The sequence below is a fragment of the Verrucosispora sp. WMMC514 genome (genome assembly GCF_027497295.1).
GTDB classification, from domain to species: Bacteria; Actinomycetota; Actinomycetes; order Mycobacteriales; family Micromonosporaceae; genus Micromonospora; species Micromonospora palythoicola.
Window position 1 is genome coordinate 6,478,267 of record NZ_CP114906.1, and the last position, 15,296, is coordinate 6,493,562.

General features: G+C 71.4%; 5 protein-coding genes. All 5 read right to left on the bottom strand.

Going from position 1 to position 15,296, the window contains the following annotated elements:
• Positions 1-42: 42 nt before the first annotated feature.
• The 5 genes from O7597_RS30075 to O7597_RS30095 all read right to left on the bottom strand — a co-directional run bounded on the left by O7597_RS30075 (position 43) and on the right by O7597_RS30095 (position 15,296).
• Positions 43-1,389: a SidA/IucD/PvdA family monooxygenase gene (locus O7597_RS30075; RefSeq protein WP_269742060.1), complete on the bottom strand. Its 1,347-nt coding sequence runs from the start codon at positions 1,387-1,389 to the stop codon at positions 43-45.
• Between the two features lie 164 nt (positions 1,390-1,553).
• Positions 1,554-2,132 (bottom strand): DUF1579 family protein, encoded by a 579-nt coding sequence (locus O7597_RS30080; RefSeq protein ID WP_281581463.1) that lies wholly within the window; start codon positions 2,130-2,132, stop codon positions 1,554-1,556.
• A gap of 85 nt (positions 2,133-2,217) precedes the next feature.
• A complete protein-coding gene (locus tag O7597_RS30085; RefSeq protein ID WP_281581464.1) occupies positions 2,218-5,448 on the bottom strand; it encodes an AMP-binding protein in 3,231 nt (1,076 codons plus the stop codon).
• A gap of 187 nt (positions 5,449-5,635) precedes the next feature.
• The gene (locus tag O7597_RS30090; RefSeq protein ID WP_281581465.1) at positions 5,636-8,755 is read right to left on the bottom strand and encodes a beta-ketoacyl synthase N-terminal-like domain-containing protein; all 3,120 of its coding nucleotides are present in this window, start codon (positions 8,753-8,755) and stop codon (positions 5,636-5,638) included.
• Between the two features lies 1 nt (position 8,756).
• Entirely contained in the window at positions 8,757-15,296 is a 6,540-nt protein-coding gene (locus O7597_RS30095) for a type I polyketide synthase (RefSeq protein ID WP_281581466.1), read from the bottom strand.

Consider the following 15,296-nt stretch of genomic DNA (forward strand, 5'->3'; position numbering starts at 1 on the left):
CACACCGTCTCCTCTCCAGGTCGCGGCGGCCGCACGCGACGGCTAACGGACTCCGCCCGCGGCCCTGGCGTACATGGAGCGCTTGTCGTTTCGTCCGGCACTCCGGGCGAGGATCGAGTCGACGATCTCGCCGCTGCGTACGGCGATGTTCGACAGCAGCGAGGAACTGAGGCCGTGGGTGTGCTCGGTGCCGCCCTGCAGGTAGATGCCGCAGGGCACGTCCGGGGTGGTGGCGATGCGGTAGTCACGTTCCATCCGGAGCCGACCAGCCTCGTCCCGCAGACAGTGCTCGTCGAGCGCGCAGAGCAGACCCGTGGGCTCCATCGAGTCGTAGCCGGTCGCGCAGACGAGGGCGTCCACCTCGAGCTCGTCCTTCTCGCCGGCGGGGCCGCCCCGGAGAAAGACGCGGGTCTCGGCGCCCGAGCGCTTCACCCCGTCCACCCTGGTCAGGTTGAGGAAGTGGAGCCGGTCGACGCCGCGCACCTCGTCGTCGTACGCCCTGCGGTAGAGATCCCGGATCACCTCGTCGTCGACCACCGCGTAGTTCGTGTTGCGGTGATACCGCCAGAACGCCTCGCGCGTCTGGTCGGAGCCGAAGTAGTAGTGGTCCACGGCCCGGGGATCGAAGATCTGGTTCGCGAACGGCGTGGCGTCGGCGATGGAGTAGCCGTAGGACGGGATGATCGCCGAAACCTGGGCGTGCGGAAGTTCGTCGTACAGGAATCTGGTGATCTCGGCGGCGCTCTGGCCCGCCCCGACCACCGCCACCCGGCGCAGCTCGCGCGGGTCCATGCGGCGGAACTTCTGCAGGAACTCCGAACTGTGCCAGACCCGCTCGTCACTCGTGATCCCGTCGAGCATCTTCGGGACCAGGCCCGTCGAGATCACCACGTTGCGGGCCTCGACCACCCGGCTGACCTGGCCGGTGACATCCGCGACGGTCAGCCGCAGCCGGTCCGGTCGCGCCGTGGGGTCGACCGGTGCCAGGCGCAGCGAGGTCACCGCCGAGCCGTACGAGACGCGGCCGGCCACCCGGGACTGCGCCCACTCGAGGTACTGGTGGAACTCCTGGCGGGTCGGGAAGAAGTCCTGGTTGTTGACGAACTGCGAGAGCCGTCCCGCCGCGTGCAGGAAGGAGATGAAGCTGAAGCTCGACGTCGGATTGCGGAAGGTCACCAGGTCCTTGAGGAACGAGATCTGCATGGTCGCCGAGGGCAGCAACATGTCGCGGTGCCAGCCGAACTGCGGCTGACGCTCGAAGAAGTGATTGCTGAGCGCACGTTCCGGCTCGTCCAGTGCGCGCTCCTCCAGGGCGATGGAAAGCGACAGGTTGGACGGTCCGAACCCGATGCCGACCACGTCGTAGATCTCATGTTCACGATTCGTCATGAATACTCTCCCGCTGGCATGGCCGCACGACGCGCTGTTCGTATGTCGGCCGGCAATAGTGGCTCTGCGGGATCCCCGGCGGGCGATCGCCCGCCGGGGATCCCCGGGTCAGTGAGCGAAACCCGGTACCTGGTTGCAACCGTCGACCGGTGACGACACGTTCGTCACCGGACGCAGGACGACTCGGACAGCACGCTGGCTGCGCCCGGCTCCGCCCCCAGGCTGATCGTCGCCTGCACCGTGAAGGCGTCCCTGGCGGTCTTGGTGATCGTGGTGGTCAGCGGCAGCGAGGTGCCGTCCGGCTGGATCAGCACGCCGGTCGAGGTGAGCGTGTCGTCGACCCACCCGGGGGTCGTCTGCGCGCCGCGCTGACCGGAGCTGTCGAAGCGGTCCGCCGTGAAGAGGCCCTGCTGGGCGTCCCAACCCCAGATGTACTCGGCCGAGGCGATCGGCGTACCGTCGATGGTGTTCGTCTCCTGCCACCGCATGAAGTTCCCGTCGAGGATGAACTTGGCGGTCGACTGGGTGTCGAACGCCAACTGGCTGCCGTCCGGCAGGGTCGTCGCCCCGGTGCAGGTCCACTTACCTTTCAGCTTCTTCAGCGGCTGGAGCGCGGAGGTCGGCGCCACCCCCTGAGCCGACGAGCCGAACGACTCGGTGGCCTGGGCGACGGCCGGGCTCAGCACCGCCGCGGCGAGCAGCGCCACGCCGGTGACGGCCGCTGTTGTCGAAGAAATCCTCATTGGCATCCACGTCCTCCTATACTTTCGCGCCATCGACATGTCGATGTCGCTGGGATGTGATCCGGCTGAGCGAGCGGCTGCCCGCTCAGACGATTGCTCCGCCTTTCGTCCGCCGGCGCAGCGCGGGCCTGCTCGACTTGTTGAGGTTCTCCCAACGCTGGGACAGGCCGGCGACGGTGCGCGCGGCGAACAACGTGCGGATGGAAACTTCCAGGTGCAGCTCCGCGCGGATCAGTCCGACGAGTCTGATCGCCCGCAGTGAGTTGCCCCCGAGATCGAAGAAGTCCTCGTCGATCCCGATCCGGTCCAGTTCGAGAACGTCGGCGAAGAGCTTCGCCAGGACCTGCTCGGTATGGTTGCGCGGCGCCCGGTACGAACCGTCGCGGAACTCGGGCACCGGTAGCCGGGTCCGGTCCACCCGGCCACCGGCCGTGACCGGCAGCCGCTCCAGCACCACGAAGGCCGAGGGCACCAGGGACTCGGGCACCCGCCCGGCGACGAAGCGGCTGAGCTCCTCGTGGACGGCATCGGTGCCGGAATCCGCGGCGCCGGCGGCCGTCGCGTCGCGGGCGGGCACCGGGACCACGTACGCCACCAGGCGCTGCTGGCCGGCGGGGTCGGCACCGACGTCCACGAACGACTGCGCGAGCCGGGGATGCTCGGCGAGCACCTCCTCGATGTGACCGGTGTCGACCTGGGCGCCACCGAGACTGGCCCGACCACCGGCCCGGCCCACGTACTCCAACCGGCCGTCGGCGCCCCACCGGGCTCGGTCACCGGTGCGGTACATGCGCCCGCCCGCCGGCCCGAACGGGCAGGCCACGAACCGTTGTGCGGTGTGCCCGGACCGCCGGGCGTATCCGCGCGCGACGGCCGGGCCGGCCACGTACAGCTCACCGACCACGCCGTCCGGCACCGGCGTCAGCCCGGGGCCCAGCACGTAGCGAGCCACGCCGTCGGTCAGTCCGGCGGCGGCCGCGAGCCGCTGCTCGTCGGTCGCCGCGCCGCGCGCCCGGACCAGGGCGGTGGCGCCGACCGGACCGTGACCGTTGACGATCGACAGCCCCGGACAGGCCGCGCGGACCCGCTGCATGGCGGTCGCGGTCACCTGGTCGGCCGGGATCCACACCTGGCTCAGTCCCGCCAGGGCGTCGGGGCGTTCGGCGGCGACGGCGGAGAACAGCTGCGCGCTCAGCCAGACGACGGAGATCTGGTGTGCCGACCGGATCGCGGTGAGCCCGTCGAGGTCCATCCCGGTCTGCTCGGCCACGACGACCCGGCCGCCGGTGAGCAGGGGCAGCCACAGTTCGAGGGCGAGTGCGTCGGAGGCGGGCGACGTGTGCCACAGGACGGTGTCGCGGCTGTCGCGTGGCCAGTGTCGGTCCAGGACGAACCGCGCCAGGTTCCGCTGGGTGACCACGACGCCGGTGTCCGGGTCGGCCGAGGCGCAGCCGTACAGCACGGCGACCGCGCCGTCGGCGGGTGCCCGGGCGGGCTCGGCACCATCGGTGGCGGCCGCCTCGAGGTCGTGGCACATCACCACCGGCACCGTCGAATCGGCCCGCAGCCGGTCGGCCGGCGCGGCGTCGACGAGCAGCATGCCCGCGTCGGACGTGTCGAGCTGCGAGCGGAGCTGGTCGGCCGGCAGGCCCGGGTCGACCGGCAGGTAGGCGGCACCCGCCCGGACCACGCCCAGGAGCGCGACGACCAGGTCCACCGATCGGGGCATCGCCACCGCCACGACCGTCTCGGGTCCGATGCCGCGACCACGCAGCGCCCCGGCCAGCCGACCGGATCGCTCGTCCAGTTGCCGATAGGAGATCGACGAGTCGCCGGTCACGAGGGCGACCGCGTCGGGATCCCGCGCCACCCGTCGGGCGAACAGCTCCGGAATCGTCGGAGCCGGGGCCGTCGTCTCCTCCGGTGCCGTCAGCATCCGGTCCCGCTCGGTGTCGCCGGCCACGTCCAACGCGCCGATCGGCTGTGCGCCGGCGGCGACCACGGCCCGGATGAACGCGATCAGGTCCTCGCCGATCAGGCGCAGCTCCGCCCGCGAGTACAGGCTCGCCGCCGCGTCCAACCGGATGAACAGGTCGCTGTCGGGAGTTCCGTCGCGGTAGACGCCGATCGAGAGTTCGTTGAAGCTCCCGGTCGTCGCCCCGGAGTAGCGCGCCGGATGGTCGGCGAAGTGGATCTGGTCGACGAACTCGATGACGTTCATGACCACGCCGAAGCTCCCGCGTTCGCTGGGAGTCACCGCGACCGCGCGTTGGATGTCGGAGTAGTGGCGCAGTGTGTGCCCGGAGATCTCGTAGGTCTCCTCGACGATCGCGTCGGCCAGCTCGGCGACGGTCGTGCTCATCGGGACGCGGACCCGCACCGGCACCACGTTGACGGCCAGCCCGGGGGTCGTGCCCGCCGGTCCGCTCCGGTTGCCGGCGGCCAGGGAGAGCAGGAACTCGGGCAGGTCGCAGCGGTGCCGCAGGAACGCCGCCGCGGCCGTGGTCAGCATGGACGACATCCACACACCCATCGAATCCGCGGCGGCGGCCCACGCGTCGGCCTCGGCTCGCGCGACGGTAAGCGTCCGGCTGGCCATGCCGATCGCGCCGGCCACCTCGGCCCAGCTGTCCGCGCTGCTCATCGGGGTTTCCAGCTCGGCTCGCCGCGCATCGGGGACGACGATCCGGGGAACCTGCGCCGGCGGGGGCGCTTCCTTCAGGTAGTCGCGCCAGAACTCGGCGTCCGCGGTCGACTGATCCGAGGCGAGGTACTCGGTGGCGATCGCCGCGAACGACTCGACGTCCCAGCGGTGCGGCAGCGCCGGGATCTCCTGCCCCCGTACCAGAGCCGTGTACACCTCGGCCAGGCGCCGCGACAGCAGGCCGCCGGCGCCGTAGCCGTCGGCGACGAGGTGGTGGTAGGCGATCACCAGGAGCGACCGGTTCGCGGCGAGCTTGACCACGCCCAGCCGGAACAGCACGTCGCGCGACACGTCGAACGGCTTGCTGATCATTTCGGCCAGGGCGTCCCGCGCGGCCCGCTCGGGATCGTCGGTGTCCGCGAGGTCCAGGAAGAACGGTCGCCAGTCGCCCAGCTCCCGGGGTACCAGCCTCAGTCCGGCGCCGTCGTCGACGAAGGTGACCCGAAGGATCTCCGCCTCGTCGAGGACGTGCCGGAACGCGGACGCGATGGCTGTCTCGTCCAGCTCACCCGCCACGTCCCACATCGTCAGCGCGTGGTTGAGCGTGGCGGACGCCATGCCGTCCGCCAGCCACAGTCCCTTGTGTGCGGGCGAAGCATCGAACGAGCGCACACGAATCACCCCTCAGCAATAGCGCGGGAATCGAAGAAATTCGCCAACCACCTCCCACATTCCGTGAGGTGATCCAGCTTTACAAGCCATTTGGAAAGCGGAGGCGGCAAGCTCACCGCCCTTACCCGTCTCGTCCCGCTGGCGGGACAATGCATCGGCGACGGAGCCCGGAAAGCCCCTTTTTTCCTTAGTGCTGGTCGCTGCCCGCAAGGGTGGACACGATGTGCCCGGCAACCATTCGTGGTGACGGATGGCGCAGCACCAGGTTCGCCCGGAGTTTGACACCCGTCGAGGTGGTGAGACGCTTACTCAACTCCATGGAGAGCAGTGAATCGAATCCGATCTCCTTGAACTGCTGGTCCGGGTTGATGCTCGTGCCGCAGCTGCGGCCCAGCACGACGGCGACCTTGTCGAGGACGTGCGCCAGGACGAGTGCCGTCGCGTCCTCCGCCGGCAGGGCGGAGATCTGGTCGGACAGGGGCGCCTGCGGCTCGTCGGCCGTCGGTGGCACCGTGGCCGGCAGCTCCGGCGCGGCCTCGCGGCGTACGGAGTCCACCCAGTAGCGTTGCCGCTGGAAGGCGTAGGTCGGCAGGTCCACCCGACGGCTCGGCCCGATCAGCGCGCTCCAGTCCACCGTCCCGCCACGGGCATGAAGGTGGGCGAGCGAACCGAGCAACGCCGCCACCTCCTCCCGATCGCGGCGGGTCGACGACAGCACCAGCGCGTCGTCGAGGTCCTCGACGATCTCCTGCACCGGAACGGTCAGCACCGGATGCGGACTCATCTCGATGAATAGCCGGAATCCGTCCTCGGCCGAGCGTCGCACGGCGGAATCGAACAGCACCCTTTCGCGCAGATTGTCGTACCAGTAATCCCGGTCGAGTTCGGCGGTGTCCAGGCGCGTGCCGTGCAGCGTCGAATAGAGGGGCACCGGGGCGGTGACCGGAGCCACGCCGTCCAGCGCATCGATCACCTTGTCGCGTACCCGGGCCACCTGATGGGAATGCGACGCGTAGTCGACGGAAATTCTGCGCGCCTGGATGTCGTCGGCCTTCATCGCGTCGATGAACTCGTCGAGCGCCGCCGGCTCACCGGACACCACCACCGAGCGAGGTCCGTTGACGACAGCGATGCTCACCCGGCCCTGCCACGGGGCCAGGCGCTGCGCCACGACATCGACGCCGGCCACCACCGAACCCATGCCACCGTGTCCGATCAGATCCACGAGTGCCTGGCTACGCAGCGCCACGATCCGGGTGGCGTCCCGCAGGGACAGGGCGCCGCAGACATGGGCCGCGGCGATCTCGCCCTGGCTGTGCCCGATCACCGCGGCCGGCACGACCCCCCATGATCGCCACAGGGCGGCCATGGACACCATCACCGAGAACAGCACCGGTTGCACCACGTCGACCCGGTCCAGCGTCGGCGCCCCGGGCACCCCCCGCATGACGTCCAGCAGGGACCAGTCGACCCACTCGGCCAGCGCCGCGGCGCACTCGTCGAAGCTGGTGGCGAAGGCCGGGAAGGAGTCGTACAACTGCCGGCCCATGCCGACCCACTGCGAGCCCTGCCCGGGGAACAGGAAGACGGCCCCGCCCAGGTTGCCGGCGACCCCGCGCACCACCGAGGGAAAGTCGGTGCCGTCGCGTACCGCCCTCAGGCCCTGCAGCAGTTCGTCCCGATCGTGGCCCAGCACGACCGCCCGGTGCGGGAACCGGGTGCGGTGCGAGATCAACGAGGACGCGACGTCGGCGACGTCGACGGCGGGATCACCGGCGACGAAGTCGTGCAACCTGGCGGCCTGCTGCGCCACGGCGGCGGCGCTCTTGCCCGACACCACCCACGGCGCCAGCCCGCCGAGCACCGTGGCGCGCGGGCGGTGGTCGTCCGCCTCGGCCGCCGCCGGCTCCTCGAGGATGACGTGAGCGTTGGTGCCGCTGACCCCGAACGACGACACCGCGGCCCGCCGCGGACCGTCCGCCGGTTCCCACTCGCGCCCCTCGACCAGGAGCTGGACGGCACCGGAGGACCAGTCCACGTGCCCGGAGGGTGCGCCGACGTGCAGCGTCTTCGGCAGGTACCGGTGGCGCATCGCCAGCACCGCCTTGATGACCCCGGCGACGCCGGCCGCGGCCTGGGCGTGGCCGATGTTGGACTTCAGGGAGCCCAGCCAGACCGGACGGTCCGCCGCCCGGTCCCGGCCGTAGGTCGCGAGCAGCGCCCCGGCCTCGATCGGGTCGCCCAGCACCGTTCCGGTACCGTGCGCCTCGACCAGGTCCACCTCGGACGCCGACACCCCGGCGTTGACCAGCGCCCGCCGGATGACCTCCTCCTGGGCCCGGCCGTTGGGGGCGGTCAGCCCGTTGCTGGCGCCGTCCTGGTTCACCGCCGATCCGCGCAGCACGGCCAGCACCGGATGGCCGTTGCGGCGCGCGTCCGACAGTCGCTCCAGCAGCAGCACGCCCACCCCCTCGGCCCAACCCGTCCCGTCGGCGCCGTCCGCGAAGGACTTGCACCGGCCGTCGGGCGCCAGCCCGCGCTGTCGGGAGAACTCCACGAAGATCGAGGGCGTCGACATCACCAACGCCCCGCCGGCCAGCGCGAGCGAACACTCCCCCGCCCGCAGCGACTGCGCCGCCAGGTGCAGGGCCACCAGCGACGAGGAACACGCCGTGTCGATCGACACCGCCGGCCCGGTCAGCCCCAGCTCGTACGCCACCCGGCCGGAGGCGACGCTCAGGGTGCTGCCCTGCAGCAGGTAACCCTCCAGTTCGCTGGGGCCGTCCAGGAGTCGGGTCCCGTACTCCGACGAGCTCACCCCGGTGAACACGCCGACCTCGGCACCACGTACCTCGGCGGGCACGATGCCGGCCCGCTCGAACGCCTCCCACGAGGTCTCCAGCAGCAGCCGTTGCTGCGGATCGACGGCCAGCGCCTCGCGCGGGGAGATGCCGAAGAAGTCGGCGTCGAACCCGGCCATGTCGGTGAGGAACCCGCCCTGCCGCACGTACGAGCTTCCCGTGGTGTCGGGGTCGGGGTGGTAGACGTCGCGCCAGCCACGATCGGTGGGGAAGTCCGACACGACGTCCCGGCCGGCGCGGATCACCTCCCACAGTTCCTCCGGTGACGAGACACCGCCCGGGTAGCGACAGGCCATCGCCACCACCGCGATCGGCTCACCGCGGCCGGCCTTCAGGGCGTCGTTCTCCTGGCGGAGCCGGTCACGCTCGGCCAGCAGGGCGCGCAGGGCCTGTTGCACCCGGTCCCCGCCCGCGCTCACGGCCGGACCGTCATTGGCGTCGCTCATGTCAGTTGTTCCTCCCGTCGAGAGCCAGGTCCAGCAGCGCCTCCAGGTCCAGCTCCGCCAGTTCGTCCGGCTCGGCACCGGCCGCCGGACCGTCCGGTTGCACCGGTTGGGCGCAGGCCAGAATCTGTTCGAGAATGCCCAGGTCACGCAGCCGGTCGATGGAGACCGTGCGCAGCGCCTCACGGATCGCCTCGTCACCGGCCTGGACCGCGTCCTCGGCCGGGTCGGACTGCGGCTCCGGACGCAGCAGGTCGTTGAGATGCCGCCCCAACTCGTCCGGCGTCGGATAGCTGAAGACGAGTGTGGAGGGCAGCCGCAGCCCGGTCGCGGACGCCAGGCGGTTGCACAGCTCCACCGAGGTCAGCGAGTCGAACCCGAGCACGGTGAACGGCTGCTCGGCGTCGACCACCGCACCGGCCGGATAGCCGAGCACGACCGCGACCTGTTCGCAGACCCACTCCCGTACGGCCGCCTGCGCCTCGTCGCCGTGCAGCGCCGCCAGCCGGTCGCGCAACCCACGGGAGCCACCGTCGGAGGCCCGGCGGGAGCTGGCGCGTACCGGTCGGCCACTGTCGGCGAGCTCGCGCAGCACCGGCGGCAGTTCGTCGGCGGGTCTGCCGCGCAGCGCCGTGGCGTCCAGTCGGGCCGGGATCAGCACCGGCGTGTCCAGCGCGCACGCCGCGTCGAAGAGGGCCAGCGCCTGGGACGTCGGCAACGGACCGACACCCATCCGCCGCAGCCGGGACAGGTCGGCCTGGTCCAGGTTCTCGGTCATGCCGCTGCTCTGCTCCCACCACCCCCAGCACAGCGAGGTGGCGACGAGGCCGCCGGCTCGGCGCCGTGACGCCAGCCCGTCCAGGAACGCGTTCGCCGCGGCGTAGTTGGCCTGTCCCGCGGTGCCCAGCGTGCCGGCGAGCGCGGAGAACTGGATGAACGCCGACAGGGGCCGATCCCTGGTCAGCTCGTGCAGGTGCACCGCACCGCCGACCTTGGCCCGGAGCACCCGGTCGAGGCTGTCCCGGTTGAGCGACTCGATGGTGCCGTCCGCCAGCGCACCCGCCGCGTGCACGATCGCCGTCAACGGGTACCGGCCGGGCACGGCGGCCAGCAGCTCCGCCACGGCCTGCCGGTCGGCCACGTCGCAGGCCACGACCCGGACCGTCGCGCCGGCGTCCTCCAGGTCCGCGACCAGCTCCGGCACCCCGGCCGCCGTGCGGCCGCGACGGCTCGCCAGCAGCAGACTGCGTACGCCGTGCTCGGCGACGAGATGCCGGGCCACGAGCGAGCCCACTCCCCCGGTCCCACCGGTGACCAGCACGGTGCCGCCACCCAGGCCCCCACCAATGTCGAGGACCAGCTTGCCGACGTGGCGGCCCTGGCTCATCTCCCGGAACGTCCGGCGCGCGTCCCGGACGTCGCGCACCGAGACCAGGTTCAGCCGCACCCGCCCGTCGGCGAACAGCTCCATGACCTTCTCGAACATGCCCCGGAGCGCGTCCGGACCCGCCTCGTAGAGGTCGAAGGCCGTGTAGTCGACGCCCGGATGCTCGGCGGCCACCTGGCCAGCGTCCCGGATGTCCGTCTTGCCCATCTCGATGAAGGTGCCGCCGCGGGGCAGCAGCCGCAGGGAGGCGTCCACGAAGTCGTGCGCGAGAGAGTTCAGCACGACGTCGAGCCCGCGACCACCCGTGGTGGCCGAGAACTTCGTCGCGAACTCCAGGTCGCGCGACGAGGCCAGGTGTTCGTCGTCGATTCCCAGGGCCCGCAGCGCCGGCCACTTGCCGGGGCTGGCGGTGGCGTAGACCTCGGCCCCGACATACTTCGCCAACTGGACGGCGGCCATACCCACACCGCCGGCACCGGCGTGGATCAGGATGCGCTGTCCGGCCGCGAGCCTGGTCACCTGGAAGAGGGCGTGGTAGGCGGTCAGGAAGGCGCTCGGCATCGACGCCGCCTCGGCGAAGCTCCACCCGTCGGGGATCGCGGTGACCAGGCGGTGGTCCGCCACGGCCACCGGTGCGAACGCGCCGGGGAAGATGCCCAGCACCCGGTCGCCCGGCGCGAGCCCGGTCACGTCGTCGGCCACCTCGAGCACGACGCCGGCACCCTCACTGCCGAGCCCGGCGTCGAAGGCGGTTCGCTCCACCAGCCCGAGGGCGATGGTGACGTCCCGGAAGTTGAGGCCGGCGGCCTGCACCGCGACCCGCACCTGCCCACTGGTCAGGGGGGCCTGCGCCTGCGGGCCCGGGATCCAGGTCAGGTTCTCCAGGGTGCCGGCGCTGGACATGCCCAGCCGGTGGGCGTCGTCCGGTGGCGGTTCGAGCCGGTGCTCCGCGGGCGTGACCGGAACCATCCGGGGAACGAGATACGCCTCGCCCCGCACCGCCAGTTGTTCGTCGCCGGCGGCGAGCACCGCCGGGAAGCAGGCGCGTGCGGCTGCTTCGTCGTCGACGTCCACGATCCGGAACCGTCCGGGGTGCTCCGTCTGGGCGGACCGGATCAGGCCCCACACCGACGCGCCAGGCAGGCTGTCCACCCCGTCGCCGGTGTCCACGGCCGATCGGGTGATCACCACGAGCGTCGTGGCGGCCAGCCGCTCATCGGTCAGGAACCGCTGGACCAGCGTGAGGACGTCGTTGGTCGCGTGGCTCACCTCGGCCACCGGGTCGCCGCCGACGAGCAGGTCGTCCACCCCGATCACGAGGTGTCGTGGCGGACCGGCCTCGACCGCCGCGTCGACGGACTCGTAGCGAGTGACGTCGCCGTCCGCGTCCCCGAGACGGGCCGCCAGGCCGTCCTCGGCGCCCAGCACCGCCCACTGCCCGCGGTGGGGTCCCCGTTCGGGCGGTTCCACCGGCCGCCATCGCAGCTCGAACAGCGACTGCTCCGGACTGCCGGCGGCCGAGCGCACCTGCTCCGCGCTGACCCGCCGGAACGTCAACGCGTCGACGTGGGCGACCGCACGGCCGCGCTCGTCGGCGACCGTCACCGAGAAGGCGCCTTCGCCGACCGGGGACAGCCGGACCCGGACCGACGGTCCGCAGTCGCCGGCCAGCCGTACGCCGGACCAGGCGAACGGCATCCAGCCCTGCTCGCCGCGTACCTCGATGGCACCGCCGGCCACCAGGGCGTGCAGCACCGTGTCCAGCAGCGCCGGGTGCAGCGCGAACCCGCCACCCGACGAGGTCATCGCGGCCTCGGGCAGCGTGGCGGCGGCGAACAGGTCGTCGCCGTCCCGCCACACCTCGGCCAACCCCCGGAACGCCGGACCGTAGTCGAATCCCGCGTCCGCGAGGGAGTCGTACAGCTCCGCGAACTCGAGCCGTCGGGCGGCGGCCGGGGGCCACTGCGTGACGGTCCGGGCGGACGGCGGCGCGGTGACCGGAGCCAGCCGGCCGATGGCGTGGCGGGTCCACGCCGCTGCCGGCTGGTCGTCGCCGGCACACGAGTAGACGGTCAGACGGCGACGTCCGGTCTCGTCCGGTGCGCCGGCGACCAGCCGCACCCGCACGTCACCGGCGTCCGGAAGAATCAACGGAACCTCCAGGGAGAGTTCCTCGACCGCGGCGCAGCCGACCTGGTCGCCCACCCACAGCGCCAGGTCCAGGTACGCGGTCGCCGGCACCACCACCTGGCCGTACACCGTGTGGTCGACCAGCCACTGGTGGGTCCGCACCGACCACCGGTCGCTGAACATCACCTCGCCGGTGTCGGGATGGTCGACGGCGGCACCGAGCAGCGGATGGTCCGGCGCCGTCAGGCCGGCGGTCGCCACGTCCGCCGTCGTCCCGGCCCGGAAGTCCAGCCAGTAGCGTCGGCGCTGGAACGCGTACGTCGGCAGGTCGACCCACTCGCGGGTACCGAGCAGGTCGGCCCAGCCCACGGCGCCGCCCCGGACGTGCAGCCGCGCCAACGCGTCGGCCAGTCCCGCCGCGGCCTCGCGACCGCGCCGCGCCGACGACACCACCAGCGCGTCGTTGACGTTCGCGGTGGCGAAGGCGTCCGTGGTGATGCTCGCGAGCGTCGAGCCCGGCCCCACCTCGAAGAACACGTCGACGCCGGCGGCGCGGGCCTGCTCCACGGCGGCGTGGAAGCGGACCGGTTCGCGCACGTGGCTCACCCAGTGTTCGACGGAGGTCAGCTCGGCCAGGGTCGCCTCCCGGCCGAGCCGGGTCGACACGATCGGGATCGTCATCGTGCCCGGCGCGAGCTCGTGGATCGCGTCGGCGAACTCGGCCAGGACCGGGTCCATCAGCGGGGAGTGGAACGCGTGGTCGACGTCGAGCAGCTTCGCCGACACACCGCGGGCGAGGAGCCGGTCCCGCAGGTCGTGCACGTCGTCACGGGTACCCGAGGCCACCACCGAGTCCGGGCCGTTCACCGCGGCGATGGTGACGCGGTCGTACCGGTCGAGCAGTTCGCCCACGGTGTGCTCGTCCGCGCGTACCGCCAGCATGGCGCCGCGTTCGCGGACCGTCTGCATGATCCGGCCCCGCGCGGCCACCAGCCTGGTGGCGTCGTCGAGGTTGAGCGCCCCGGAGACGTGCGCGGCGGCGATCTCGCCGACGGAGTGACCGATCAGGAAGTTCGGCCGCGGACCATACCGGGTGACCAGCCGGTACAGGCTGACCTGCAGGGCGAACAGGGCCGGCTGGGCGATGTCCGTCCGGTTGTGGTCCGCGGGCTGCTCGGCCAACAGGATGGGCTTGAGGGCGAACGGGAGGTACGCGTCGAAGCGCGCGCAGATCTCGTCCAGGCTCCGCGCGAAGTCGGGGAAGGCGTCGTACCACTGCCGCGCCACGCCGCTCCAGCGCGCTCCCTGGCCGGGGAACATGAGGGCGACGCCGCCGATCTCCGTGGCGACGCCACGCACGACTCCCGCCGACTCCTCGCCGTCGGCTGTCGCGGTGAGTCCGGCGAGCAGTTCCTCGCGGGTCTGGCCGAGGACCACCGCCCGATGCTCGAACAACGACCGCGTCGACAACAACGAATGCGCCACATCCGCCACATCCACATCCGGCGCACCCACCACGAAATCCCGCAACCGGGCCGCCTGCGCCCGCAACGCCGACTCCGAACGCCCCGACACCACCCACGGCACCACACCACCGACAACCGGCACCCCACCACCAGCCACCGGCCCCTCCAAAGCCGGCGCCTCCTCCACAATCACATGCGCATTCGTCCCACTGGCGCCGAAGGCCGACACACCCGCCCGCCGCACCCGACCCCCACCACCAACCCACGGCCGCGCCTGCGTCAACAACTCCACCGCACCAACCGACCAGTCCACATGCGACGACGGCCGATCCACATGCAACGTCCGCGGCAACACCCCACACCGCAACGCCATCACCATCTTGATCACACCAGCCACACCCGCCGCAGCCTGCGTATGACCAATATTCGACTTCAACGACCCCAACCACACCGGCACACCAGAATCCCGACCCTGCCCATACGTCGCCAACAACGCCTGCGCCTCAATCGGATCCCCCAACCGCGTACCAGTCCCATGCGCCTCCACCACATCCACATCACCAACACGCAAACCCGCATCCGCCAACGCCGCACGAATCACCCGCTGCTGCGCCAACCCATTCGGCGCCGTCAAACCATTCGACGCACCATCCTGATTAACCGCCGAACCACGAATCACCGCCCACACCCGACGACCATGACGCCGCGCATCCGACAACCGCTCCAAAACCAGAACCCCAGCACCCTCCGAAAAACCCGTACCATCCGCCGCATCCGCGAACGCCTTACACCGCCCATCCACCGACAAACCCCGCTGCCGGGCGAACTCCCGGAACACCTGCGGCGTCGCGGTGACCGTCACGCCGCCGGCCAAAGCGAGGTCACACTCGCCCTGGCGCAGCGAACGCACCGCCTGGTGCACCGTGACCAGCGACGAGGAGCAGGCCGTGTCGGTCGACACCGCCGGACCCTCCAGGCCCAGCACGTACGACACCCGGCCCGACGCCACGCTCGCCAGCGATCCGGTCTGCGCGTACCCGGAGATGACCTCGGGCGTGACGAAGTGGTTCCCGTATCCGAAGTAGGCCAGGCCGGCGAACACACCGGTGCGGCTGCCACGCAACGAGTGCGGGTCGATGCCGGCACGTTCCAGCGACTCCCACGACACCTCCAGCAGGAGCCGCTGCTGCGGGTCGGCGGCCAGCGCCTCGCGTGGGTTGATGCCGAAGAACTCGGCGTCGAAGTCTCCGGCGTCGCTCAGGAAGCCGCCGGTGCGGGTGTAGCAGGTGCCGGGTCGGCCGGCGTTCGGGTCGTACAGCTCGTCGAGGTCCCAGTTCCGGTCGGTGGGGAAGTCAGACATGACATCCGCGCCCGACTCGACAAGGTCCCACAACGCCTCCGGAGTCACCGCGCCGCCCGGGAACCGGCAGGCCAGGCCGACCACCGCGATCGGCTCGCTGGCGGCCTCGGTCAACTCGCGCAACCGCTTGCGCGTCTCCATCAGCTCGATGGACGTCCGACGGAGGTAGTCCAGGACGTCGGCATTGTTGTCGTCGGTCAT